This is a genomic window from Paenibacillus sp. W4I10, assembly GCF_030816325.1.
Lineage (GTDB): Bacteria > Bacillota > Bacilli > Paenibacillales > Paenibacillaceae > Paenibacillus > Paenibacillus amylolyticus_B.
Window position 1 is genome coordinate 3,225,930 of the sequence record NZ_JAUSXX010000001.1, and the last position, 25,149, is coordinate 3,251,078.

General features: G+C 46.0%; 23 protein-coding genes. 4 read left to right on the top strand and 19 right to left on the bottom strand.

Annotated elements, in window-relative coordinates:
• Nucleotides 1–4: 4 nt before the first annotated feature.
• The 16 genes from trmL to QF049_RS14375 form a co-directional block, all read right to left on the bottom strand.
• Nucleotides 5–472, bottom strand: a complete 468-nt coding sequence (gene trmL / locus QF049_RS14300; protein ID WP_211081130.1) for a tRNA (uridine(34)/cytosine(34)/5-carboxymethylaminomethyluridine(34)-2'-O)-methyltransferase TrmL — start codon at nt 470–472, stop codon at nt 5–7.
• A 139-nt stretch (nt 473–611) separates the two neighbouring features.
• On the bottom strand, nt 612–1,721 hold the full coding sequence (serC, locus tag QF049_RS14305; protein ID WP_301290306.1) for a 3-phosphoserine/phosphohydroxythreonine transaminase: 1,110 nt from the start codon (nt 1,719–1,721) through the stop codon (nt 612–614).
• Nucleotides 1,722–2,062: 341 nt separating this feature from the next.
• Nucleotides 2,063–3,487, bottom strand: a complete 1,425-nt coding sequence (gene glnA, locus QF049_RS14310; protein WP_074094318.1) for a type I glutamate--ammonia ligase — start codon at nt 3,485–3,487, stop codon at nt 2,063–2,065.
• Nucleotides 3,488–3,899: 412 nt separating this feature from the next.
• A complete protein-coding gene (gene aroF, locus QF049_RS14315) occupies nt 3,900–4,964 on the bottom strand; it encodes a 3-deoxy-7-phosphoheptulonate synthase (protein WP_036610039.1) in 1,065 nt (354 codons plus the stop codon).
• 290 nt (nt 4,965–5,254) lie between these two features.
• Entirely contained in the window at nt 5,255–6,208 is a 954-nt protein-coding gene (locus tag QF049_RS14320; protein ID WP_124115489.1) for a 4-hydroxy-3-methylbut-2-enyl diphosphate reductase, read from the bottom strand.
• A gap of 67 nt (nt 6,209–6,275) precedes the next feature.
• Nucleotides 6,276–7,736, bottom strand: a complete 1,461-nt coding sequence (locus QF049_RS14325) for a sensor histidine kinase (protein ID WP_307538231.1) — start codon at nt 7,734–7,736, stop codon at nt 6,276–6,278.
• A 1-nt stretch (nt 7,737) separates the two neighbouring features.
• Entirely contained in the window at nt 7,738–8,427 is a 690-nt protein-coding gene (locus QF049_RS14330; RefSeq protein ID WP_091014684.1) for a response regulator transcription factor, read from the bottom strand.
• A gap of 172 nt (nt 8,428–8,599) precedes the next feature.
• Nucleotides 8,600–10,264 (bottom strand): S1C family serine protease, encoded by a 1,665-nt coding sequence (locus QF049_RS14335; RefSeq protein ID WP_307538233.1) that lies wholly within the window; start codon nt 10,262–10,264, stop codon nt 8,600–8,602.
• Between the two features lie 148 nt (nt 10,265–10,412).
• Nucleotides 10,413–11,075: a response regulator gene (locus QF049_RS14340; protein WP_091014686.1), complete on the bottom strand. Its 663-nt coding sequence runs from the start codon at nt 11,073–11,075 to the stop codon at nt 10,413–10,415.
• Nucleotides 11,076–11,093: 18 nt separating this feature from the next.
• Entirely contained in the window at nt 11,094–12,119 is a 1,026-nt protein-coding gene (locus QF049_RS14345) for a HAMP domain-containing sensor histidine kinase (protein WP_091014695.1), read from the bottom strand.
• Nucleotides 12,120–12,122: 3 nt separating this feature from the next.
• Entirely contained in the window at nt 12,123–13,151 is a 1,029-nt protein-coding gene (liaF, locus tag QF049_RS14350; RefSeq protein ID WP_307538237.1) for a cell wall-active antibiotics response protein LiaF, read from the bottom strand.
• A 198-nt stretch (nt 13,152–13,349) separates the two neighbouring features.
• Nucleotides 13,350–13,565, bottom strand: coding sequence for a hypothetical protein (locus QF049_RS14355; RefSeq protein ID WP_124113715.1), 216 nt, complete (start codon nt 13,563–13,565; stop codon nt 13,350–13,352).
• 110 nt (nt 13,566–13,675) lie between these two features.
• Nucleotides 13,676–14,215 (bottom strand): 3D domain-containing protein, encoded by a 540-nt coding sequence (locus QF049_RS14360; protein ID WP_081595013.1) that lies wholly within the window; start codon nt 14,213–14,215, stop codon nt 13,676–13,678.
• A gap of 428 nt (nt 14,216–14,643) precedes the next feature.
• Nucleotides 14,644–16,581: a threonine--tRNA ligase gene (thrS, locus tag QF049_RS14365; RefSeq protein WP_307538241.1), complete on the bottom strand. Its 1,938-nt coding sequence runs from the start codon at nt 16,579–16,581 to the stop codon at nt 14,644–14,646.
• 159 nt (nt 16,582–16,740) lie between these two features.
• A complete protein-coding gene (locus QF049_RS14370; protein ID WP_307538244.1) occupies nt 16,741–16,881 on the bottom strand; it encodes a hypothetical protein in 141 nt (46 codons plus the stop codon).
• A 115-nt stretch (nt 16,882–16,996) separates the two neighbouring features.
• Complete coding sequence (locus QF049_RS14375) at nt 16,997–17,950, bottom strand: putative sporulation protein YtxC (RefSeq protein ID WP_051447153.1); 954 nt, start codon at nt 17,948–17,950, stop codon at nt 16,997–16,999.
• Nucleotides 17,951–18,121: 171 nt separating this feature from the next.
• On the opposite strand from QF049_RS14375, the gene QF049_RS14380 reads away from it, so the two are divergent.
• From QF049_RS14380 to QF049_RS14395, 4 genes are all read left to right on the top strand, one after another.
• The gene (locus QF049_RS14380; protein WP_307538246.1) at nt 18,122–18,526 is read left to right on the top strand and encodes a hypothetical protein; all 405 of its coding nucleotides are present in this window, start codon (nt 18,122–18,124) and stop codon (nt 18,524–18,526) included.
• A 293-nt stretch (nt 18,527–18,819) separates the two neighbouring features.
• The gene (locus QF049_RS14385) at nt 18,820–19,314 is read left to right on the top strand and encodes a cation:proton antiporter regulatory subunit (protein WP_036610059.1); all 495 of its coding nucleotides are present in this window, start codon (nt 18,820–18,822) and stop codon (nt 19,312–19,314) included.
• A 4-nt stretch (nt 19,315–19,318) separates the two neighbouring features.
• Nucleotides 19,319–20,557 (top strand): cation:proton antiporter, encoded by a 1,239-nt coding sequence (locus QF049_RS14390; protein ID WP_076289901.1) that lies wholly within the window; start codon nt 19,319–19,321, stop codon nt 20,555–20,557.
• A 113-nt stretch (nt 20,558–20,670) separates the two neighbouring features.
• Nucleotides 20,671–21,576, top strand: a complete 906-nt coding sequence (locus tag QF049_RS14395; RefSeq protein ID WP_307538248.1) for a YitT family protein — start codon at nt 20,671–20,673, stop codon at nt 21,574–21,576.
• 105 nt (nt 21,577–21,681) lie between these two features.
• On the opposite strand, the gene QF049_RS14400 is transcribed toward QF049_RS14395, so the two are convergent.
• The 3 genes from QF049_RS14400 to mqnC all read right to left on the bottom strand — a co-directional run bounded on the left by QF049_RS14400 (nt 21,682) and on the right by mqnC (nt 25,037).
• Nucleotides 21,682–22,695: a zinc-binding alcohol dehydrogenase family protein gene (locus QF049_RS14400; RefSeq protein ID WP_307538250.1), complete on the bottom strand. Its 1,014-nt coding sequence runs from the start codon at nt 22,693–22,695 to the stop codon at nt 21,682–21,684.
• Complete coding sequence (locus QF049_RS14405) at nt 22,692–23,669, bottom strand: aldo/keto reductase (protein WP_307538253.1); 978 nt, start codon at nt 23,667–23,669, stop codon at nt 22,692–22,694. Before QF049_RS14405 ends, QF049_RS14400 begins: the two co-directional genes overlap by 4 nt.
• A 231-nt stretch (nt 23,670–23,900) precedes the next feature.
• The gene (gene mqnC / locus QF049_RS14410; RefSeq protein WP_215076942.1) at nt 23,901–25,037 is read right to left on the bottom strand and encodes a cyclic dehypoxanthinyl futalosine synthase; all 1,137 of its coding nucleotides are present in this window, start codon (nt 25,035–25,037) and stop codon (nt 23,901–23,903) included.
• Nucleotides 25,038–25,149: the final 112 nt, after the last annotated feature.

The following is a 25,149-nucleotide window of genomic DNA, read 5'->3' on the forward strand; positions in this document are numbered from 1 at the left end:
CAATTTATCCTTCTAACCCCGGGAAATTGAGCTGGCGCAACGCTTCATATACAATAATTGCTGCCGAATTGGACAGATTTAATGATCTAACGTCACCAGTCATTGGCATTTTCATGCATGTATCGGGATTCGCAGCAATTAATTCAGGTGGCAGGCCTTTAGTCTCTTTACCAAAAACGAGGAAATCTCCATCCTGAAAATTAAAATCACTGTATCGGTTCTTGGCCTTCGTAGTTGCGTAGAAGAAGCGACCTTCCGAATATTTTTCCTGAACCTCAGCAAATGAGTCGTGGTATTCAATATGAACAGCATGCCAGTAATCCAGCCCTGCACGTTTCAATGTAGCATCATCTGTTCGAAATCCAAGTGGACGTACGAGATGCAGATGGGTACCGGTTGCCGCACAAGTACGCGAAATATTGCCTGTGTTCGCCGGAATTTCTGGTTCAACCAGAACGATGTGTAAAGCCATATGTGTTCAATCTCCTTTTCATTTTCATGTTGACGACAACCCTCTAATCTTAAAGAAAAGCCCTCCACACGTCAATGTGGAAGGCTCTGGTAAGGCACAGGACAAGACACGAAGGTCCATTACACCGTACCTATACTAATTATCCATTTGTCTTCTGGAAGTGGCTCATAAAGTCTGTCAGTGCCTTAACACTCTCATAAGGAGCAGCATTATAAATGGAGGCACGGAGACCACCCACACTGCGATGTCCTTTCAGACCTACAAATCCTTCTTCCTCTGATGCCTTGATGAACTTTTTCTCCAGTTCCTCAGAAGCAAGACGGAAGGTTACATTCATCAGGGAACGATCTTCTGGTTCCACACAACCACGGTAGAAATCGCCGGAAGCGTCAATTGTGTTATAGAGCAATTCCGCTTTTTTCGTATTTTTTTGCTCAATACCAGCCAGTCCGCCCTGTTCTTCAATCCATTTCAATACTTCATTCACCATATATACCGAGAAAGATGGCGGCGTATTGTACAGGGAGTTGTTATCTACATGTGTGCTGTAACGAAGCATGGTTGGAATCGTTTTAGGCGATTCACTCACCAGTTCCTCACGAGCAATTACAACCGTAATTCCGGATGGACCCAGGTTCTTCTGTGCACCCGCGTAGATCATGCCAAACTGATTAAGATCAAATGGTTTACAGAAAATATCACTCGACATGTCCGCAATCAGAGGTACTGAACCGGTATCCGGGAACGACTTGAATTGCGTACCTTCGATCGTTTCGTTGGAAGTCAGATGTACATAAGCCGTACGTTCTGGCAAACTCAGATTCGAAACGTCCGGCAATTTCATAAACTTCTCTGCTTCTGAAGATGCAGCAACATGTGTCTCGCCGATCAACTTCGCCTCAGACAGAGCCTTTTTGGCCCAGCTGCCAGTCATCACGTAACTTGCAGTCTGCCCTGCACCGAGCAGGTTCATTGGCAACATCGCGAACTGAGTGCTTGCACCGCCCTGCAGAAAGAGAACCTTGTATCCTTTTGGATTGCCTAGAAGCGACAACAACCGCTCCTGAGCTTCATTATGTACAGACTCATACACCGCTCCACGATGAGACATCTCCATAATCGACATGCCTGTATTACGAAAATCTACAAATTCCGCCTGTGCACGCTCCAGTACCTCAAGTGGTAACGCCGCAGGTCCTGCATTAAAGTTATACGCTCTTTTTGTCACAAAATCCCCCGCCCTTTCCATCCGTAACTCTGACATACAAACAGCATTTTGCACAATTCGATTAGAATCGCTCACGGGTATAAGATATAGACAAATTGAATCATTTTGATCTATATCTTACTTATTGAAAGTCGCTCTATGGATTTGTGCAAAATGCACTCAAAGTGAATATTATCGCTATGATATCAGTATTCTCTATCTGCTTCAAGGGCAATATGCACTTAAGTGTTGAATTCAGCTCATCAAATTCCTTTATCACCCTGCAAAGTTAAAGCACTACATTGTTTAATTCAAGGAAAAGCCTCCGAGAGCGTGTCCCGGAGGCTTTAAGTTGGAACAAGAACTGTTCCGACCCCGACCGATTAGCAGTCGAAGTAGAGGCTGTACTCGTGCGGATGAATGCGGATCGCTACTGCTTTCGCTTCATCACGTTTGAGGTTGATGTAGTTTTCAATGAATTCTTTTGTGAATACGCCGCCTTCAGTCAAGAACTCGTTATCAGCTGCCAATGCATCAAGTGCTTCTTCGAGGGAAGCTGGCACACTGCGGATGTTTTCTTTATCTGCATCAGACAGGTCATAGATGTTTTTATCGAGCGGACCATATCCAAGCTCAGTTGGGTTGATTTTACGTTTGATTCCATCCAGACCAGCCATCAACATTGCGGAGAATGCCAAGTATGGGTTAGCTGTGGAGTCTGGTGTACGGAACTCAATACGACAACCTTTTGGTGTCACAGCTGCAACCGGGATACGAACTGCTGCGGAACGGTTACCTTTGGAGTAAACCAGGTTTACTGGTGCTTCGTAACCAGGTACAAGACGTTTGAACGAGTTTGTACTCGGGTTAGTCAAAGCGATCAGTGCCGGAGCATGGTACAGGATACCGCCGATGTAGTGCAGAGCCATTTCACTCAGGTTAGCATATCCCGCTTTGTCATAGAACAATGGGGAATCGCCATCAAAGATGGATTGGTGAACGTGCATTCCGCTACCATTATCACCGAACAATGGTTTTGGCATGAATGTTGCTACTTTACCATATTGACGTGCAGTGTTGTGCACGATGTATTTGTATGCAAGCAGGTTATCTGCTGTTTTCTTCAGTGTATCAAAACGGAAGTTGATTTCAGCTTGACCCGCTGTCGCCACTTCATGGTGATGACGCTCAATCGACAGGCCTGCTTCTTCCAAAAGGCGACACATTTCGCTACGAATATCTTGTTGTGTATCCACTGGCGCTACTGGAACATATCCACCTTTAGTGCGAACTTTGAAGCCCAGGTTTCCGCCTTCTTCTTTGCGGTTCGTGTTCCATGAAGCTTCTTCGGAATCTACATAGTAAGAAGAGCTGTTCGTGCCGCTCTCATAACGTACATCGTCGAAGATGAAGAACTCGGATTCAGGTGCGAAGAATGCCGCTGTACCTACACCGCTCTCTTGCAAATAAGCTTCTGCTTTAACAGCGATGCTGCGTGGGTCACGCTCATAACGCTCGCCATCCGGAGTGAAGATATCACACATAACATTCAATGTAGGGTGTGCAGTGAACGGATCGACATAAGTCGCTTCAGGGTCTGGCATCATAACCATATCGGACTCTTCAATTCCGCGGAAACCTTGGATAGAAGAACCGTCAAAAGCTACTCCATTTACGAACGTGTCTGCATCAACAGCCGAAGCTGGCAACGAGATGTGATGTGCACGACCAGCTAAATCTACAAAACGAAAATCTACCCACTCGATGTTGTTCTCTTGAATTGATTTCAATACGTTTTCAACCGACATGTATTCGTCCTCCCAAATATTCCGAACATTAAACAACCCCACTAAGAAAATGTCTAAATTCGAATTTTTTTCTGTCGTCATTATAAATTTTAAAACCTGACATCGTCAATACTTATGTAAGGTATTTTTTGCGAGTATGTTAGCTATACTCACATTTTATAAATAACATAAATTCACATAACAACATATTTGATATACATTTAACTGGTTTAATGCGGTAAAGCGACCTTTTTTTATCCTAAATCATGGAAAAAACTTCACATCATAAATGTTTCTTATCACTATTGATTAATAAATACGTTCAAAACTGCAAAATATGCAAAAAACCGAGCATCTATCTGATTCCGTCGCAATAAACGAGACCAGATGAGATGCCCGGATAATGATCCAGACCTTGACTATGAAATTCTTATTACACGCCTACACGTGCCGGGAAAAATTCTGCCGGTTGTTTGGCTGTACTGAATGATTTACCCACGATTGGTGCCAATTTCTCCAGATCCTGCAACAGGTTCGCGAATTGATCAGGGAACAAGGATTGCACACCATCTCCTGTCATGGAGTTATCCGGATCGGTATGCATTTCAATGATCAGGCCATTGGCACCCGCAGCAACGGAAGCTTTTGTCATCGGCTCCACCAGTTCACGTCGTCCAGTACCATGGCTCGGGTCAGAAATAACCGGCAAATGGCTCAGAGACTGCAGAACAGGGATCGCTGACAGGTCAAGCGTATTACGTGTGTAAGATTCAAACGTACGAATACCACGTTCACACAGCATGACATTTGGATTACCACCCGCAAGAATGTATTCTGCCGCATTCAACAACTCATCATATGTTGCACTGAAGCCACGTTTCAACAATACCGGTTTGCCACACTCGCCCAATTTGCGCAGCAGGTCAAAGTTCTGCATGTTACGTGTACCTACTTGCAGAATATCTGCGTACTCGGCGCAAATATCCACATACTCAGGTGTCATGACTTCTGTAATGGTCAGCAGATCATGTTTCTTGCCTGCCTCCGCCATCATGATCAATCCCTCTACGCCCGTTCCCTGGAAGCTGTAAGGACCTGTACGCGGCTTAAATGCACCCCCACGTAACACTTGCCCACCAGCAGCTTTCACAAGCCCGGCAATCTCATCAATCTGTGCAGCGGATTCAACCGCACATGGTCCGCCCATAACAACAAGTTCTTTTCCGCCGATATCTACACCTTTGATGGAGATCACCGTATCTTCCGGATGGAAGTCGCGGCTTGCCAACTTGTAGGACTTCGAGATTTTAACGACATTCTCGACACCTTTCATTTGGCGAAGATGCTCTTGCATTTTAGGTTCAACTTTGCCAATCAACCCAATAATAGTACGATCCTCTCCGCGAGAGATATGCACCTGAAGCCCTTCTTTTTCAATAACTGCTACGATATCCTGAATCTGTTCCTCCGGTGTGGCTTTGCCTGCAATAACGATCATATTAATTCCCATCCTTCCCTGTATGAGAGCACAATAAGTTCTTAGTGTGCGTCTGATTAAATATATAAACTCTGTCGCGCTTAAACGCTTGTTCGCTTTTAAGCTTTTATCCGTTAAAGTGAATATACCATAGATCTCCTGTTGCGTCAAGGTACACATTCCTTATCCATATACAAAAAGAACCCTGCTCCACAGGCTCCGACATTCGGATCTGTGTAACAGGATTCTTCTCATTCACGTCTCGTTTGCAATTCACATACACTTAGACTTACTTTTACATTAGCTGTGCCCTAAGGTGTACGTGTTTTTTCTCTAACTGGAGGCAGTAGTTTGCTCATGTTCACGGTACGTTTGATCTCCCACGTCTCCGGCTTGTCATGTTCATACTGCTCCAGGTAAAGGATGACTTCCTTCGTAATCGGTGTTGGTGTTGATGCACCCGAAGTAACCGCCACCTTATTTACACCTTTCAGCCATTCTTGCTGAATCTCGGAAACATCGGATACACGGTAGGCCGTAACACCCGCAATCTCCTCCGACACTTGTGCCAGACGGTTAGAGTTATTGCTGCGAGGATCACCCACCACGATAACCAGGTCCGCTTGACCTGCCTGTTCAGCAACAGCTTCCTGACGAACCTGAGTTGCAAGGCAAATCTCATTATGAATCTCTGCGCCCGGAAACTTCTCCAGCAGACGGCTCATAATGTGTTTGATATCCCACTGGCTCATCGTTGTCTGATTCGTAATAAGGATTTTGCCTGGAGGTACGTTCAGTTCTTCGATCTCTTCTTCCTTCTCGATCAGATGAACGAGATCTGGTGCAACACCTACGGCACCTTCTGGTTCAGGGTGATTCTTTTTGCCGATATAGATGATCTGATAACCTTCTGCCGTCTTCTCCCGAATGAGATCATGGGTCTTGGTGACATCAGGGCATGTTGCATCCACTGTTGTCAATCCTTTGTCCCGTGCCAACTTGCGCACTTCAGGAGATACACCATGAGCTGTGAAAATAATCGTGCCACTCTCCACTTGGCTCAAAATATCCATCCGGTTCGGACCATCCAATGTAATAATACCTTCATCTTCAAAGGAATCCGTCACATGTTGGTTATGCACAATCATACCCAATATATAAATAGGTCGTGGTAAATCCAGATTGCGTGCCGCTTGACGCGCGAGCACCATCGCATCCACAACGCCGTAACAATATCCCCGCGGCGAAATTCGTAGTACTTCCACTTGGTTGCCACCCGCTTTCTTTCTCGGCAACGTTGCCGATGTAATTGCAGTCCTGTCTATTATACCTTTATTCGATAGGCGGAGCAAAGACAACCGGCAACCAGATAATAAAGGTGGTTCCTTCTCCACGTCTGGTCACAACCTCAACCGATCCGTGATGTTCTTCAATAATCCACTTCGCAATCGAAAGTCCCAGACCTATGCCCGGTGTAGCCCCGCGGGATTCATCTGCCCGATAGAAGCGATCAAAGATGAACGGCACTTCGTCCCGATCCATCCCAATACCGGTGTCGCTGATGCGTAGTCCCACCTGGCCCTTGTATAATACGGCATCCAGCGTCACAGAGCCTTCAGGTGTGTATTTAAACGCATTTTCGATGAAAATAAATAACATCTGTTGCAGATAGTCCTTGCTACCGTTCACATAAATGCCGTTAAGGATGGAAAGATTTCCTGGAAGCCAGTCTGCCTGACGATCCAGAAATTGTGCTCTGCGTGCCACTTCCTGTACGAGAATCTGCAGCGGGATCGGATTCAGTTCAATTTTCTGACCCGTATCCGCTCTCGCCAGCGATAACATGTCGCTGATCAGCCTGCTCATACGTTTTCCCTCGTCCGCCATGTCTTCAATGGCTTCCAGCGACATTTGTTTGACGGTCTCCTCATCCAGATTCGGTCGGTCGGTACCCTCTTGATCCCACAGCTTCTTCAGGAAGTCTACGTTCCCGCGAATGGTGGTCAGCGGTGTACGCAGTTCATGCGATGCATCGGATACAAAGCGGCGCTGGGCAGCATTTGTCTCCTCCAAACCGCGGAATGACAATTCTGTACGCTCAAGCATATTATTAACCGTTTCGATCAGACGCCCGATCTCATCCTTAGGCCCCGCATATTGAATACGTACACTTAAGTCATCTCCCGATTGGATCTGATTCGCAGCATCAATGACATTCACGAGCGGACGCATCGACTTGCGGGCCAGAACAAGGCCTGAGGTTATAGCCAAAGCCATCGCTACCAGCCAGCCAAAAACTAAAATATTAAGCAACGCTTCCAGCAAGCGCTCTTGTGAACTTACATTCGCACCAACCTGAAGAATTCCACGTACTTCATTGGTTCCCTGAAGAGAAAGGGGGAGCTGATTCACCAAAAACGGCGTTCCATCCACATAGATCTTGGAAATGCCTCGCTTTTTAAGTATCTCATTGGCTTTTAATACCGGAAACTGAATCTGCAATTTCTCCATATTACCTGAAATCCTGCCTGAGCGACTCTGATAATCCCAGAGTTGAATATAGATTTGTGCCTCCTGAAGCTGACTCTCTGTAAATGGGTCCAGATCCAACGACTGTGAAAGAGGATTAACACCAATCTGCTCCGTAATCCGGGTACTCTTCACCTTCAATTGCTGTTCGACTTCCTGATAGGAGTTAAAATACACAAAGGCATAGATTACAACGCCCCAAAAGATAAGAACAGCCGCCAAAATGCCAGAATACCATGCGGTTAGTCTTAACCGGATGGACATATCAGGAGTCACCTCTCAAGATATAGCCGGCTCCCCGGATGGTCTGAATTAGACGCTTGCCACCGTATTCTTCGGTCTTCTGTCTGAGCATGGCAATGTACACTTCAAGCACGTTAGACTCACCGCTGTAATCATAACCCCAGATTTTATCCATAATCAGATCGCGAGATAGGACCCGTCTTGGATTTTGCATGAACAGATTCAACAGTTCGAATTCCTTGGCAGTCAGCTCCAGACGCTGCCCATCTCGCAAAACTTCACGTGAGTCATTGTCCAAAATGATATCTTCATACATTAAGCGGTTGTCCGGCGTACCCCCACTATCAGACTTGCGGCGCAGCAATGCGCGGACACGTGCCAATAATTCTTCCAGCGCAAAAGGTTTTACAAGATAGTCATCGGCTCCTGTGTCCAGTCCGGTCACCCGGCTCTGTACTTCATCCTTGGCCGTCAGCATTAGCACAGGCACTTTGCTGCCTGCTTCTCTCAATCTGCGACATACCTCAAATCCGTCAATCTGCGGCATCATCACATCCAGCACAACGATGTCCGGCTCTTTGTCCATCAGTTTGCTGAGGCCTTCGGCTCCATTGGAAGCCGTCTGTACCTCATATCCTTCAAAAGCCAGCCCCCGGCGGAGCATGGATACAATTTTTTCGTCATCATCCACAATCAAAATAGTTGAGCGCATGGTCTTTCTCCTTTATCCTAACGTTTTATCCCATTGTAACAGGCAGAAGCACAATCTGCATCTTCAAGTAGGCGGTCTCCAATCCGTACTGGTCCATTGTAACCTTACTCAATCAGGGCAAAAAAACGGAAGGGCCTTCAATCCCTTCCGTTACGTCAATCCTTACCTGATATTATGGTTGCTGCTGTTGTATATCTGTGGTTTGTGAAGTATCAAAATCATTTTTGTTGCCGATTTTGATTTTCAGATCCATTTTCTTACCGTCACGAACCACGTTCAGTGTAACTTCACTGCCGATTTCCTGTTTCTTGATAAAATCAATCAGATCCTGACTTGTGGCGTACGGCGTACCGTTTGCACCTGTGATGATGTCATATGCACGAAGATCTGCTTGGTAAGCCGGTGATTGGAAGATCGTGCTGGCTACTACTGAACCTTCGGTAACATCTGTTCCCATTTGTTTAGCAACTTCAGGCGTAAGAGCCATCAGAGACGCACCGATAAATGGTACTGGCTCTTTGGGAACTTCTTTGTTCTCTTTGAGATATTTAACGGCTTCAGAGATGACGCTCGATGGGATTGCAAAACCAATTCCCTGTGCATCTGCGCTTACTGCAACGTTCATTCCGATAACTTCCCCATTCAGGTTAAGCAACGGACCACCGGAGTTACCCGGATTAATCGAAGCATCGGTTTGCAGCAAATGGCTGTACTCACGTGTTTTTCCTGTTTCTTCATCTGGAATGCTGATTGTACGTTCTTTGGCACTCAGTACACCTGCTGTAACGGTGTGTTCAAATCCTTCCGGGTTACCAATAGCTACAAGCCATTCACCGACTTGAGTACTGTTGGAATCACCCAGTGGAGCTACAGGGAACGCATCGTCACCACTGTTTTTCTCAATTTTCAATACAGCCAAATCCAGATCAAAGCTGCTTCCCAGCAGTTTAGCTTCATAAGGTTTACTGTTATTCTCCAAGGTTACCTGGATTACGTCTGCACCCTGAACAACGTGTTGATTCGTCAGGATATATCCTTCTTTGTCAAAAACGAACCCGGAACCAATGCCCATAGGTACAAGCTGATTACTACTTTGTGGTTGCTGGCTTTGGCCTTGATTGCCTTCCGTTCCGCCCCCATTACCAAAGAAGTATTGGTAAAGCGGATCACTTGTGTTTGATCCACCCTGACCCAATCCTGTACGTGAGGACTGCTTCGCGAGTGTTTCGATTTTGACGACTGCTGGACTTGTACTCGTCACTACGGAAGAAACATCTTCTTTGCCTGTTGGCAGTAACGACGCTGTCACATTGTTGCCTCCGCCTGTGTTTGTTGATGCTTCCTGTCCTGAACTTTGATTGTCCGTGTTCGTAAGTGCCGTCTCCGGTGTGAACATGTTTGTTCTGTCAGCTGTGTACATGAGAACGGTGATGACCAGCATACCGGCAATAAAGGAAAATAGAAGTGATCTTACGGAAGAACGCGGTTTGCGGTTATTATAGTTCCAGTTGCCTTTGCCGCCATTCCCTTGATCTCCACCGTTACCTGAGCCGTTTCCACCGCCCCCTGATGATCTTTTCTCTTGTTCATATGATTCACTATTATAGTAAGTAGGTACGGGTCTCACCGGATCAGGTTTTGTAATCTCTACATTTCCTTCTTCACGCTGATTATTGCTTCCCATGTGATTTGCTGTATCTTCCTGATTCACGGACTGAAAAGGTCCATAAGAATAATAATAGGAGGATTCGTCCGTTCCGGAAGAATTGCGGTTCTCCGTTTGTTTGGTTTCGTTTTCCTCGTCTTGACGGTTCGATCTATAGTTGCGTTCGTCCATGCCTCTCTACCTCCCAATCTCTTATTCCCAAGAGATATTCTTTAACTGTCCTTATTTTGTACTTTAAACCTTAACCGTACCTTAAAAACAATTAAAAAGGAGATAAAAGCACGTAAGAATAGACTCTTTTCCCCGTCATGACAGCATTTTACCCTTTCGTTTTCACCCAACCCTGACGATGCGCATAGATGGCCAATTGTGTACGATCGTCCATCTCACATTTCATCAGCAGGTTGCTCACATGTGTTTTGACGGTTTTGATACTGATATGTAATTCTTCTCCAATGTCTTTGTTGGTCTTTCCCTCTGCAATAAGCAGCAGCACTTCCTTCTCCCGTTCAGTTAGACCCGATTCACTCTCTCTAGCTGTACGTTGTCTGATTCCCCTGGTTAACGCCTGCGACACATCACCTGTCATAACAGGCATGCCTCTATAGGCCCCTTGGAGAGCATAGATCAGTTCTTCAGCAGAGACTGTCTTCAGTACATAACTTACCGCACCCGCTTCAATCGCTTGCACAACCAGATCATCCTCCAGGAAACTGGTGAGCATTACAATTTTCATCCCTGGAAATTCAGTCATGATGGCTTTTGTTGCTTCAGCGCCATTCATTATCGGCATCATCAGATCCATCAGGATCAGGTCCGGCATTTCACTATCATTTAACTTACGTAACTGATCAAGCGCATCCTGCCCATGGCCCGCTTCTCCCATCACATGAAAAGTCGGTTCCAACATCAGATATGTTTTCAACCCCATGCGCACCATATCATGGTCATCCACAATCATCACGTTTACTTTACCACTCATTCCGTCTCCCCCTCTGGTTCACTCAGGAACGTTCGGGAATTTCGGGATCAATACCCGTACCGTCGTTCCCGCTCCCGGTTTCGATATAATCTGAACTTGCCCCCCAAGCTTCTCCGCCCGTTCACGCATGGTAGATAACCCGTATGAACCCGGACGCTCCGCTTGCTGCAAAAATCCCTGACCATCATCGCTGATGCTCATGCTAATCTGATGTTCACTTTCCCGTATGGATAGACTGACCACCCCTGCCTCTGCATGCTTCACGACATTGGCAACTGCCTCCTGAATAACAAGAAACAGCTGGTGCTCAATGGCATCCGAGATTCCGCCATCCAGTTCCAGCTCTTTCACACCTTTAAGACCATTCTGCCTGCAGTAATCAGGAAACCAGCTATCCAGTGCTGCGGTGAGGTCACGCCCTTCCAGCTCCACCGGTCGAAGCTGAGCAATCAGTCCTCGCATCTGACGCTGTGCAATATGTGACATCTGGATTAACTGGTCCAGTACTTTACCACCATGTTCCGGATTCATCTCCAGCAGACGAGGTAAAGACGAAGCCGACATATGCATGGCAAACAGCTGCTGGCTAACCGTGTCATGGAGGTCCCTTGCCATTCGTTTGCGCTCTTCAAGCACAGCCTGCTCCGAGGCTTGCTCCTTCTCAATGACTTCCTGCTCACCGAGACGCTGAAGCAGTCTCATCTTTTTCTCAATCGAATCCATCATGACATTGAACTCCTGATAGACACGACCAAACGAAGCGTCATCCGCTTCAGGCATGCGCACCGCCAGATTACCCTTGGACACTTTCAACATGTTGAGATCAAGCAGGTCGATCTTGCGCTGAAGTCGTAATGCAGCGATATATCCGGTGATAACGGTGGCCAGCACAACAACGGCCACATAGGTCCATGCCCGCTGACGACCAGCCCCCATCAACACCTCTCCATACAATAGATAGAATCCGCCCAGCGTAATCAGACCAGTTAGCGCAAAATACATCATCAGTTCCCATTTATTAGCTTTGAGAATTGTTCGAATCATGCGTTAACCCACCTTATTCACTTTGACGTCTCCGATAAACACACTTACAATAATCCGTACCTTTTTGCTTGCTTCATGGTAATGGGCAGTTTCAGCCTGGGCACTACTCAGGAATCCGCCGCGTTTCTGGTTCAACAGTGACATATCTCCAATGAAGGAATTTGTCGTCACTGTCACACCCAGATCCATATCTTCTGGTACAAATACTTTCACATCCCCAATAAATGAAGAAATGACAATCTTCGTCTCCCCATATGGAATCTGTGCCTTGGTCAAATCAATTACGGTATCTCCGATAAAAGCCGAGATGTTCATTGGTTTTAAAGAGAATACTTCCTGCCCCATGTACAGATCACCGATGAACGCCGATTTGTTAATGGTATTGCCACTGCCATAATCCCCATAACCATTTCCGTAGCCATCACCATAATGTTCTCCATATCCGGTATCGTTAGAGTTAAACGATTGATGTTTCTTCTTATATTGATGCCCTTGTGATGATGAATCCGTTGACCCTGTGAAATGAGGGCCATGTGCATCGTTCTTCTGTTCCTGTTTTGGTTTGCCAAATGTTTTCTCGAACTGTTCGTCAAACGACGACGGCATCTCCAGATCCTCCGGAGCTAACGGTTTATAAGGTTGCTCAGGTGCGGGAGGTGGTTGCATCTTGTCATGATGTTTCCGATCACGACATCGTGGTCCAATCAGTACAAACAATCCTCCGCCAATCAGCATAACCGGGATCAGATAACGAATGAACTCCCCCATAGAGTAATCAATCCATCCCAGGTTACGGGCAAGAAAGTAACCACCGATCGCCAGTACAATTACGGGTCCAATAAAGGCGTAACCCCCGTTGCGACGAATCTCGGAGATTCCTTTGGCCCCCCACCAGATTAGAAATAACGGCCAATATGTTCTGAAAATATATCCTACATCAATGTCATATCCCAATTGTCTGAACAAGATCATCGCACCAATAGCAATAAGAGGTATGCCAACCCACCAGCGGTCACGCGTCGATCGTTTCATCGCTCATGTCTCCTTTGTCTGTATTATGTATCCAGTGTAACTCAGACAAGACAATGAGAACAGCGGCGGCAGATGGAATTCATCTCGGTCTCGAGACTGAGATGGGAGGATATTAATGTAAAAAACTTCGCATATGTAAAACACCCCGGAGCTGCTGCTCCAGGGTGCTGAATCATCATTAGATTAATGAATCTTCAATTATTTTTTGAATTTTCCTGCTTTGCCTTGCGCTTGGCCAGTTTGGCCTGTGTTTTCTACACCGAACTCGGCATTGAATTTTTCATCAGGTGTTTGGAAATTATCTTGAACTTTGTTTTGAGCGGATTGCTTCACTTTAGCTGCTGCATTCTCTTCTCCAAACTCTGCATTGTACTTCTCGTTCGGCGTTTGGTACCCTTGTGATTTCTTAGCCACAACGAATCACCTCTCTCTTCATATTTACGATGCATTGCTGCACCGCGGGGTTCGTCCCCAGTCAATATTATGTGGAGAGAGCACTTCTGTTATTCATGTTCACATGTAAATTAAATGGCCTTGTCCAGCCAGGAATCCGGTACAGATTTGTACACATCGATCGCATCAGCCAACTCGCTGAGCATCTTTTCTGTACACTTTCCAGCGCCTTGCCTGATCACCTGTACCTCCACATCCTTTTTGCCCCACTCTTTGTACACTTGCTTGGTTGTCGGGAAATACAGATCGATTTTATTACCTTTGATCGCTGAACCGGTATCTGCAACAATTCCGTATCCATAGCCCGGAATATACAGAATGGAACCCATTGGGAACAACTTCGGATCAGCTGCAATCGTGGAAACTGTTTCTTTATCACGACGTACTTTGACACCGGAATACGTAATTCCGTATTGAGGATGTTTGGGTCCTTTTCCTGTAGACTCCACACCGGCCGTATATCCAGTTGCTGTAACCTTTTGTGTACCCAGAATTTGTTCTGAACGCGGAGCAAGCACCGGCATAGACGGATCTGCCACTTGTTTTTCTGGAAGTTCAGGTCTTGGAATGACCATTGGTTGTGGTGACCACAATAAAGCCATATACACCATGGTCGTCAGCTGGGCTTCATCGCTGTATTGATGGCTGACCTGTTCTGGAAATTCTTGATCAGACATGCTCGAAGTTTCAATAATCGGACCTTCACTGCTGCTGCTCTGATTCTCGACATGCAGTACTGTACTTTCCTCTTCAAATGTATAGGCATCCGCCTGATTCAGGTTAATCATCATCCCGGCGAACATCGCACAGCCAACCAATAAACCCCGTATATGTTTCTTTTGAATTGAGAATTGCTTTTTCATTGTATAACCTCCCCCTCACTGCAAAGGTTTTCCAAAAAGCAATTAATCTATACTTTTTACTGCAAACACTACGAAAAAACGCCTGAATAACATAGGTCAATCCCATGTTATTCAGGCGTTATGCAGAGTGATCAGCGCAACTTATGCACTGGTTATCTAATACATCATTTGTTCATTTATACCAAACGTGTAGCAATTTCTTCTTTCAATTGAGCGATAATCTCATCGACCGGTTTCATGCCCAGATCGCCTTCTCCACGCTTACGCACAGATACTGCTTCTGCATTGCGCTCATTCTCACCAACAACAAACATATAAGGCATTTTTTCAAGTTGTGCCTCACGGATTTTATATCCAAGCTTCTCATTCCGCAGATCGGCTTCAGCAGAGATTCCCGCACGTTTCAGTTTCGCTTCCACTTCACGCGCATAATCGTCGAAGTTTCCGGATACCGGGATCACTTTTGCCTGAACCGGAGACAACCACAGCGGGAAAGCTCCTGCAAAGTTCTCCAGCAAGAATGCTGTGAAACGTTCCATTGTACTAATTACACCGCGGTGAATAACGACCGGACGATGTTTCTGCCCGTCATCTCCCACATATTCAAGTTCAAAGCGCTCAGGCAACAGGAAGTCCAGTTGAACCGTAGACAATGTCTCTTCTTTGCCCAAGGCTGTTTTGATCTGAACATCCAGTTTCGGACCGTAGAACGCTGCTTCACCTTCTGCTTCATAGAATGGAAGGTCAAGCTCTTCCACAACTTCACGCAGCATGCGTTGGGACATCTCCCACATCTCGTCGTTCTGGAAGTATTTCTCGGTATCCTTCGGATCGCGATAGGACAGACGGAAACGGTATTCGTTGATACCGAAATCCTTGTACACGGTTTGAATCAACTCGATAACACGAGCGAACTCTTCTTTGATCTGATCCAGGCGTGCAAAAATGTGTGAGTCATTCAGTGTCATTGCACGTACACGGTGCAGACCTGTTAATGCCCCCGACATTTCATAACGGTGCATCATACCAAGCTCTGCAATACGGATTGGCAAATCACGGTAGCTGTGCATGCTGGACTTGTACACCATCATATGGTGAGGACAGTTCATTGGACGGAGAACGAGTTCCTCATTATCCATAACCATTTTCGGGAACATATCTTCCTGGTAGTGCTCCCAGTGTCCAGATGTTTTGTACAATTCCACGTTACCCAGAACCGGTGTGTATACATGTTGGTATCCAAGGCTTTCTTCCAGATCCACAATATAACGCTCCAGAGTACGGCGCAACTTCGCACCGTTAGGCAACCAGATTGGAAGGCCTTGACCGACCAGTTGGGAGAATGTGAACATTTCCAGCTCTTTACCCAACTTACGGTGATCCCGTTTGCGAGCTTCTTCGAGGAAGTGCAGATGCTCGTCCAGCTGTGCTTTTTTCACAAAAGCCGTACCATAGATTCGTTGAAGCATTTTGTTTTTGCTATCTCCACGCCAGTAAGCACCCGCGACATTCATCAGTTTGAACACTTTGATTTTGCTAGTTGATGGTACGTGAGGGCCACGACACAAGTCGAAGAATTCACCTTGCTCATAAATCGTGATCACGCTGTCCGCTGGCAAATCACGAATCAACTCAAGTTTGTAAGGATCGCCCACTTCTTCGAACGTTTTGATCGCGTCCTCGCGGCTAACTTCCTTACGTACAATTGGCAAGTTCTCGTTCACAATACGTTCCATTTCCTTCTCGATCTTTTGCAGATCTTCAGGATTGAGCGCATGTTCGAGGTCCATATCATAGTAGAAACCATCCTCGATGACAGGGCCGATACCGAGGCGTACCTCTTTGTTACCATATAAACGTTTCACTGCTTGAGCCATCAAGTGAGCTGTACTATGACGCATCACTTCAAGTCCTTCTGGTGAATCCAGAGTTACGATCTCCACCAATGCTCCTTCATGAAGTGTTGTGGACAAGTCCACCACGATACCATCCAGCTTGCCGGCTACGGCATTTTTACGTAATCCGCTGCTAATTGAAGCGGCTACGTCCTCAATGCTGCTGCCATCCGCGTACTCACGTACCGAACCATCCGGTAATTTAATGTTCACTGCCATTTGTCTCATTCCTCCTGTTAATGTAACCTTCGTGTCCAGATATTTATGGACTGATTATCTATTGCTATTCCAGTCATTTTGCAAAGGAACGCAAAAAACACCCGTCCCGGCAAAGGGACGAGTGATATATACTCGTGGTTCCACCCTAATTCAGCTGATTCATCCATATTCGGAAATACAGCCCTCATTGGCATGACGATAACGGGCATGACCCGGCAGATCCTTACTCGCGGATAATCCCCAATAAAGGCGATCTTCTAACTCCACTTTCAAAATTGCAGCTACAAAGGGGTAAACCATACGTGATATCCGGAGGAAATTTCAGCCTAGGTTCCTCTCTCTGCACCGATCTTGCGTGTGGTTGTTGTCTTTGTCAACGCTTTTGTTTCAATGGTTCACATGAAAAATTCATGGATCAACAGTTATTATAATTGCCGAGATCACTTGCGTCAAGACCTGTCAATAATCCTGAGCGCAGCACTTCGCATTCCGGGCAATGATGACATATTTGCACTTTGTCTTCAAAGATCTGGCATATGGTCGAGATGATTGGCAGATCCGGGGTGCGTGTATGGAGCATGACCTTCTCAGGAGAGATCGAGATGAGTGTACTTACAATCATATCTTCGATATCCATCTCCAGTTCCAGACCCGGCATTTCCACAACAACCTGTTCATCCTTTTGCACGGGTAACAGATTAAGTCCAGCATCCAGGACCTGAAATTCATGCATTCCCTTGTGTACAAGATGAACCAGAGGTACTTTGGCTTCTTGAAAAAACACAAAATATTTTAACAGCCCCATAAACTCTTCATACTGCCGATCCATCCAGAACTCATCGAGCGCATACTCCACTAATTCCTGAAGTTCCTGCTTATATGGCCGTATACGGAAATTGATAATGCCTTCAAGGTGAAAAAAGTGAACATCCTCCAGATCCTGCCGTAGGCCACTGGCTAACGTAGTACGGCGGCGCTCCCGAAGTCCGGGCTGATCCAGATCACCATTTAATAGAAGTGGCATGCAGATTCGATTGACCTTTTCCACCTCATGCTCATCCATGACAGAACACGCCTTCGCGATCATATCCTCCACCATGCTCCGTTCTTGTGTCTCCATAATGAAGTCGGCGAGTCCAAGGGAGAGCAGATCACTAATCCGGGGAAGCCATTGCTGGAAGTCTTCGTGATTCTCATTCCCTCTGCACACCCAGGTTGCTCTTCCATCATTATGTTTGAAGGTGAGCCGGAATCCTCTTTTACTTATATGTAAACCTTTGGTTTTTTCCTTGACACAACGATAAAATTGATCCGCTTCCTCTTGCCCCGATACATCGGTCCATACAGCAAACAGTTCCACAAGAATCACTCCTTTCCTTCCTGTTCAAAGTATATGGCAAGGCCGATGGGGATATACGAAGCGGATTGATGGAAAGCGTGTCATGATTTCTCAGTATATTATGAAGAGGTTTGGAGTTAAGACAAAAATGTGTTATTATTTTTATAACAGTATGTTTCACGGAAAAGGAGGGAAGCCAAAATGAGACAACAACCTAGAATACTCCACTACACTATCATTATCATTTTGTGCGTTTTCCAAGCCTTGTGCTTCCCTATTCCGATGCAGACCGAATCTGCCGTTGGGGTGTCTGTAGAAGCAACTTCCAACAAGGAAGTGCTGTTGCAAATACCCGAATCCCAGCAGAAACCTGTCATTCGCAAATACCCACAAGTCATGTCCAAGCTGATTGCGGTTACGCATAATAAGCCTGTCTTTCTTGTCCTCGCATTGTTATTGATGCTGCGAATCCCTACAACGGGTCTGTCCTTTAAACCGTGGTATTGTCTGTTTAAACGCAGATTATTTCTGCTACCTATTAAGTTTACCAGCATGTATGTATCCCTCACCCCTATAGCACAAAAATACGTGAACGCTCTTCACTAGCCGTTACGACGTATTTACAGGTTGCTTTGCATGGAGACACCTCTGTATTTAAAGACGGTGTGCTTGTGCATAACTTATAACCCTTTTAGCACACGTTAGATAAACCCATGTTTATGACAGTACCTATTTTTGTTGTACCCACACCGACAAATTCAAATCATATGGCTGTGTCAGGAATTTCTGGCTCTGTTTACCCGCATCTTTTGATGTTCCTTTGAGCAGCAGATTAATAATTTTCGGGAAATAAGCCTGTCTTCTGTGGCCAGCCCCTAATTATAAGGAGGCAACAATCCATGGATGTACGCGAAACAGACTTGCCGGGAATCGGCAAAAAATTTCAGATTGAAACAAGCAGCGGTGATAAAATTGTCATTATTATTCACGATGACGGTCGCCGGGAAATGTACCACTTCGAGTATGATGATCCCGATCAAAGCATCTCCATGATCACACTTGACGATTACGAAGCACGACAGATTGCTGCTATTGTTGGCGGATTAACTTACAAACCAAAGCAGCTTGAAAATATTGAAGTAACGTTTGACGACCTGATTATCGAGTGGTACAAAATCGAACCATCCTTTGGGAGTATCGGCAAATCCATCGGTGAATTGGACGTACGTCAAAACTCTGGGGCAACGGTTATCGCCGTTGTAGAGAAAAATCACAAAAAACATATCAGCCCAGGTCCGGAGGTAGTTATCAGTGCAGAATCCACGGTGGTAGCCGTTGGCGAACGCAATCAGCAGAAACTGTTTAAATCCCTCCTCCTGACTGGAAGGGGGTAAATAGATGGATCATTTGATATTCGAAGTAGGTCTGGCCCTTGTGCTCATTGCAGCAGCCGGCCTTTTATCGGCAAAATTAAGATTTTCGGTCGTTCCGTTTTATATTCTGATCGGGATGGCCGTTGGGCCACATGCCATGAAAATCTGGCATCTGGACTTCCGTTTTATTGAGAGTCAGCCTTTTATTGAATTTATGGGTCGGATCGGTATCCTGTTCCTTCTTTTCTACCTTGGACTTGAATTCTCGGTAGGTCGTTTAATTAAATCGGGTCGCTCTATTGCAGTTGGCGGCTCGATCTACATCGGCATTAACTTTACGCTGGGATTAATATTTGGTTTTATGTCCGGTTTCCCAGTTGCAGAAGCACTTATTATCGCAGGTATAACTACCATCTCTTCCAGTGCAATTGTGGCCAAGGTACTCGTTGATTTGAAACGAACGGCTAACCCGGAAACAGAGATGATATTGGGTATTATTATGTTCGAAGATGTATTCCTCGCTGTATATATCTCGATCTTGTCCGGACTTGTGCTTAGTGATTCATCCTCCATCGGAGGCGTCATCATGTCCGCACTTATTGCCCTCGGATTCATGCTTATCGTGATTATTCTTGGACGCAAAGCAACACCGCTACTAAACAAATTGCTTAAAATTCGATCGAATGAGCTATTCTCTCTCGTTGTATTCGGAGCCTTGTTCCTGGTAGCCGGTTTCTCTGAAACCATTCATGTTGCCGAAGCAATTGGTGCATTACTGGTTGGTCTGGTGCTTGCTGAAACAGAACACGCGAAGCGGATTGAGCACTTGATTCTACCGTTCCGTGACTTCTTCGGAGCAATCTTCTTCTTCAGCTTTGGATTGTCCATTGATCCGTTGTCCTTGGGTGGCGAAGCCGTATGGTTAGCTCTGATTGCAGTTGTTATTACATTGTTCGGTAACTTCCTGGCAGGTATGATGGCCGGACGAAGTGCAGGACTATCGCCCAAAGCATCGGCCAATATTGGATTAACCATTGTGTCACGGGGTGAATTTTCCATCATCTTGGCCAACATGGGTAAAGCCGGGGGACTGTTGCCAATGATTCAACCGTTTGCCGCGCTGTATGTCCTAATTCTGGCCATTCTGGGTCCCTTATTAACCAAAGAGTCCAAACATGTATTCCGTTTATTGGATAAAATATTCAAGTTCAAAGATCCTCGGAAAAAGAAAGAAGAACCAAAGGTTCTGCAGAAAGAAGGATAATCCCTATGTCTGTACAGAACAGACATACTAACGTACTTCGCGGCTGTTACGCCGATCTTTCTGTGACTAACCCAGGGAGAATGGCTCGAAAGCCGCACTAAGGAGGATGACCTATGAAAGCACCTCTGATATCGGCTAATCCGGTGCCAAACACCGCCAAGACCAGGATATCGTCTACCCGCCGCTGGTTAAACCTGTTTCTCGTTATTGCGGGCGGAATTCTGGCCTCCGTGGGACTTGAATTGTTCTTACACCCCAATAAGATTATTATTGGAGGCATTACAGGCATTTCCTCACTCTTCGCCCACTGGAGCGAAATGAGGATTGGATTGTTCCTATTTTTATTCAATGTTCCGTTTATATTTCTGTCTTACAAGATTGTGCAGAAGAAATTTGTACTGGTTACTGTTCTGGGTCTGGTTGTCTTTTCGATCGGTGCCATTGTGCTTCATCCCATGCCGCCACTTGTAGAGCATCCGCTGGCTGCCGCCATGTTTGGCGGATTATGCCTCGGACTCGGAATTGGGCTCGTTGTGCGATATGGGGGGACACTGGATACGCTGGAAATCGGTGATCCGTCTTCCCGCCCACCTGAACGTGTATTTAGCGGAAAACGGATGCTTATCGAAAAAATAATCATGCTGCTTAACTTGTTGATACTGACAGCCGCCGGTGTTGTCTTTGGCTGGGACCAAGCGATGTATTCCGTAATCGCCTATCTTATTGCTTATGAAATGGTGTACATTGCATTCAGGGGCTTCTCTTCCAAACGCAAAGTGTGCATTTTGACCACACAAAGCTCCCAAGTTGAAAAAGCTGTACGCAAACGGCTGCGCCGTGAACCTGGAACGCTGGAAGCCACTTCTGACTCAACACAACTTGCTATGGCTGAAGGATGGATCAGGCAGATCCCAGGTGCACTTTATTATGAGGTACATGTGCTGGAGATGATCTGGTTGAAGTCCATTGTGCGTCACATTGATCCACATGCGGGCATTGTGACGAATCCGGAAAAATAAAAATGGATCTGTGCAAAACAAAAAACACTCTCTTACCCTATGGATGAACCATTTTGTTCAACAAGGTAAGAGAGCGTTTTTTTCTGTTATTATAATTACTTGTTATTATAGCTCAACGATGGCTTTGACTACATATGAATCTGGCAATAGCCATTGGTCTATTGCAGTAGGTAACTCATCAAACTCCACTCGATGTGTGATATACCCATCCATACTTAATTTCTTTTGACGCAAGGTTGACAGGACCTGTTCAAAATCTTCACGGGTTGCGTTTCGACTGCCCAGGATGCTCATCTCCCGCTTGTGAAACTCAGGATCATGAAAGGTAATATCCGCTTTCACCAGTCCAACAAAAATGAGTTGACCACTATGCGCAACATATTGAATGGCCTCATTCATGGAATTCACATTACCGGTTGCATCGAAGACAGCCGTAGCATAGTCGCCTCCCGTGATTTCAGCCACTTGTTGTACAGTATGTTCATTAGCCTGAACCAAATCATCCGCTCCAGCCCAAGTCCGGCTAAGCTCCAGCCTGTCCAGATTACGATCAACGGCAATAACACGCGCCCCCGCCTGTTTGGCAAATGTCATCACACCCAATCCAATAGGGCCAGCTCCAATCACAACCACATGCTCACCAGGTTTAATTCCTGCTCTTCTGACGGCATGGGCTCCAATGCTTAATGGTTCTACCATTGCCGTCTCATCCAGCGTCAAACCTTCTGCTGAGAGCAAATGTGAGACAGGCACGCTGATTTTTTCTCTCATGCCTCCGTCTACGTGCACACCCATGACTTGCATGGACGCACAACAATTGGTTTTTCCACTGCGACATGCAATACAGTGACCACAGTGCAGATACGGAATAATACTTACCTGATCCCCAGGCTGTAACCCAGCCTCGTTCGGACCGATTTCTTCAATAACAGCCGCCAGTTCATGACCCAGAACACGAGGATAGGTAAAGAATGGTTGGTTGCCTTTGTATGCATGCAGATCCGTTCCACAGATCCCAATCCGCCGAATGGCAACCAACGCCTCTCCTTCTGCTCGTTCCGGTTGAGGCAGGTCCTGGAGCTTCAATTGATCTATTTCTTCACATACAATGGCTCTCATCGTTGTTCCCCCTTGGATGCTTCTGCTGTTGTGTTGCTTGGCTTCGTATTATATTCAGGTCGTCCGCTTGACCACGTCTCGTTATGCAATGGAGCCAGAATGCGCAGCACTTCATCCAGCAGGCTCTGATCGATCGGTTCCTCTATCCAGGCTGCATTATTGAGGATATTGCGCTGGCTGGCACTGCTCACCAGTGTTGTCGGAATTCGTTCATTCGACGTAGAGAATTGCACGGCCAGCTTGGCAATGTCACTGCCTTGTTCTGCACAGAAGCGGGCAGCCTTCAAGCAGAGCTCTTTCACCCGATCATCTGCCGGATGCCAGGCAGGAGCCCCTCGGGTACTCAACAAGCCCATAGAAAGAGGCGAAGCATTGACGAGGCCAATTTCTTTTTTTTCCAACAAGGGCAATAACGATAATAATGAGGTATCATTCAATGAATAATGACAATACGAGATGATCGCATCCGCATCGATCTGTGGCAGAACCTTCTCGAACAAAGGCAAGGGTAAGCCACAAATGCCCGCATGTCGTATAACTCCCTGCTCTTTCAGACGCAGCAACGTTGGAAAAGCTTCTTCGATAATAATCTCTGCTGGCACAAATTCAATATCATGCAGGAACAGAATGTCGATATAGTCTGTATGCAGTCGATCCAGGCTCTCTTGCACACTATTCAGAATTCGCTGACGTGAAAAATCAAACTCATTTTCCCCATACCGTCCGGCTTTGGTTGATAACATATATGAACTGCGCGGCAAGCTGCGAATGGCCTCACCCAACACTGTCTCCGCCTTTGTCAGCCCGTAGTAAGGCGAAACGTCTATGTAATTCATCCCCGCATCTACGGCCGCATGTACAGTGCGAATCCCTTCGTCCCGGTCAATGTCACGAAATACAGAACCGAGTGAGGATGCTCCAAAGCTCAATACAGGTACGTTCAGTTCCGTCTTGCCAAGTATTCTTCTCTTCATCGGTTTACCCCTTCCAGCGTGTCTGACTACACAAGTTCCCTTTCATTGTAACAGTTCAATTTCAATATAAAATATCGCCAATTGCGTAACATGTACTGTTTGATGACCTCGAACCGCTAGAAAGAAATCAAAAAGCCCGCCGTCTCTCCAAACGGAGTAGTCAGCGGGCTTGGCTTCATAAATACTATCTAACGATCAGCATTTATGGGAGTAGTATTCAAATAATCAGGATTAGTTCTGCATTACGAAATCTTCATGCACGGAATTCTCTTCGTCAAACATGCGAACAATCTCGTATCGGGTGTTACGTTGTGCCGGAATATAACCGGACTCCCGAATCAAACGGAGAATGGATTCAATGTTAACTTTGTAAGTTGCACCAGCAGCAGATACAACGTTCTCTTCAATCATCGTGCTACCGAAGTCATTACAGCCAAATTCAAGCGACTTCTTACCGATCTCAGGACCCATCGTTACCCAAGAGGATTGAATGTTCTTGATATTATCCAGCACCAGTCGGCTGATGGCTACGGTCTTCAAGTATTCTTCCGGAGTCTGGCGCTCCAGCTTAAGGTTTGTATTGTCCGGTTGGAAAGTCCAAGGAATGAACGCCAGGAAACCTTCGGAGTCATACTTGTTGGCAATACATTCGTCCTGAGCTTCACGTACACGGAGCAAGTGCAATGCACGCTCTTCCATCGATTCACCAAGGCCGATAACCATTGTTGCCGTGGTGTTCATACCGATGCGGTGTGCAGTTTGCATAACGTCCATCCAATCCCGCCATGAACCTTTCAAGCGGCTGATCTTCCGACGTGTGCGGTCATCCAGAATTTCAGCGCCGCCGCCAGGCAAGGAATCCAGTCCAGCTTCGTGAATGGCACGAACAACCTCTTCCAATGTAAGGCCATCGGATACTTCAACCATTTTCATAATCTCAGCGGGTGAGAAAGAGTGCATCGTGATGTTTGGGAAACGCTCTTTGATGGCTTTTAACAGGTCTGTATAATAACTGAAAGGCAAGTTTGGATTCGTTCCACCTTGCATCAAAATCTCGGTACCATTCACATCTTCCGTTTCCTGAATCTTTTGGAAAATAACTTCGTCTGGAAGCACATAACCTTCATCCGAACCAGGTCTGCGGTAGAAAGCACAAAAACGGCAGTACACATCACACACGTTTGTGTAGTTGACGTTACGCCCAATTACAAATGTTCTGTATGGTTCAGGGTGCATGCGTTTCATAATGACATTAGCAGCTGCCCCGATTTTGTCCACTTCATTGGATTCAAATAACTGAATCGTGTCTTCCAAGTCCAAACGTTCGCCCCGAAGGGCTTTATCTAAGATACGGTCTACCGTACTCATCGTAAAAAAGCCTCCCTCATGAAGAGAAATTATATAACGATCCGTCCCAACTTGTTCAAGAGAAGCAAGTTCTGGTGGCAACATCGTATTTCTGTACTCCACATATCGTAAC

What these genes read in the sequence shown, in the direction of transcription:
- QF049_RS14405 (WP_307538253.1), bottom strand. Translation starts at nt 23,669, where the DNA reads ATGAAGAGAAGAATACTTGGCAAGACGGAACTGAACGTACCTGTATTG.
- QF049_RS14335 (WP_307538233.1), bottom strand. Translation starts at nt 10,264, where the DNA reads ATGGACGAACGCAACTATAGATCGAACCGTCAAGACGAGGAAAACGAA.
- QF049_RS14385 (WP_036610059.1), top strand. Translation starts at nt 18,820, where the DNA reads ATGGATGTACGCGAAACAGACTTGCCGGGAATCGGCAAAAAATTTCAG.
- QF049_RS14395 (WP_307538248.1), top strand. Translation starts at nt 20,671, where the DNA reads ATGAAAGCACCTCTGATATCGGCTAATCCGGTGCCAAACACCGCCAAG.
- mqnC (WP_215076942.1), bottom strand. Translation starts at nt 25,037, where the DNA reads ATGAGTACGGTAGACCGTATCTTAGATAAAGCCCTTCGGGGCGAACGT.
- QF049_RS14380 (WP_307538246.1), top strand. Translation starts at nt 18,122, where the DNA reads ATGAGACAACAACCTAGAATACTCCACTACACTATCATTATCATTTTG.
- serC (WP_301290306.1), bottom strand. Translation starts at nt 1,721, where the DNA reads ATGGAAAGGGCGGGGGATTTTGTGACAAAAAGAGCGTATAACTTTAAT.
- QF049_RS14370 (WP_307538244.1), bottom strand. Translation starts at nt 16,881, where the DNA reads ATGGTTTACCCCTTTGTAGCTGCAATTTTGAAAGTGGAGTTAGAAGAT.
- QF049_RS14330 (WP_091014684.1), bottom strand. Translation starts at nt 8,427, where the DNA reads ATGCGCTCAACTATTTTGATTGTGGATGATGACGAAAAAATTGTATCC.
- trmL (WP_211081130.1), bottom strand. Translation starts at nt 472, where the DNA reads ATGGCTTTACACATCGTTCTGGTTGAACCAGAAATTCCGGCGAACACA.
- thrS (WP_307538241.1), bottom strand. Translation starts at nt 16,581, where the DNA reads ATGGCAGTGAACATTAAATTACCGGATGGTTCGGTACGTGAGTACGCG.
- QF049_RS14345 (WP_091014695.1), bottom strand. Translation starts at nt 12,119, where the DNA reads ATGATTCGAACAATTCTCAAAGCTAATAAATGGGAACTGATGATGTAT.
- liaF (WP_307538237.1), bottom strand. Translation starts at nt 13,151, where the DNA reads ATGAAACGATCGACGCGTGACCGCTGGTGGGTTGGCATACCTCTTATT.
- QF049_RS14325 (WP_307538231.1), bottom strand. Translation starts at nt 7,736, where the DNA reads ATGTCCATCCGGTTAAGACTAACCGCATGGTATTCTGGCATTTTGGCG.
- QF049_RS14360 (WP_081595013.1), bottom strand. Translation starts at nt 14,215, where the DNA reads ATGGTGTATATGGCTTTATTGTGGTCACCACAACCAATGGTCATTCCA.
- aroF (WP_036610039.1), bottom strand. Translation starts at nt 4,964, where the DNA reads ATGATCGTTATTGCAGGCAAAGCCACACCGGAGGAACAGATTCAGGAT.
- QF049_RS14390 (WP_076289901.1), top strand. Translation starts at nt 19,319, where the DNA reads ATGGATCATTTGATATTCGAAGTAGGTCTGGCCCTTGTGCTCATTGCA.
- QF049_RS14400 (WP_307538250.1), bottom strand. Translation starts at nt 22,695, where the DNA reads ATGAGAGCCATTGTATGTGAAGAAATAGATCAATTGAAGCTCCAGGAC.
- glnA (WP_074094318.1), bottom strand. Translation starts at nt 3,487, where the DNA reads ATGTCGGTTGAAAACGTATTGAAATCAATTCAAGAGAACAACATCGAG.
- QF049_RS14340 (WP_091014686.1), bottom strand. Translation starts at nt 11,075, where the DNA reads ATGAGTGGTAAAGTAAACGTGATGATTGTGGATGACCATGATATGGTG.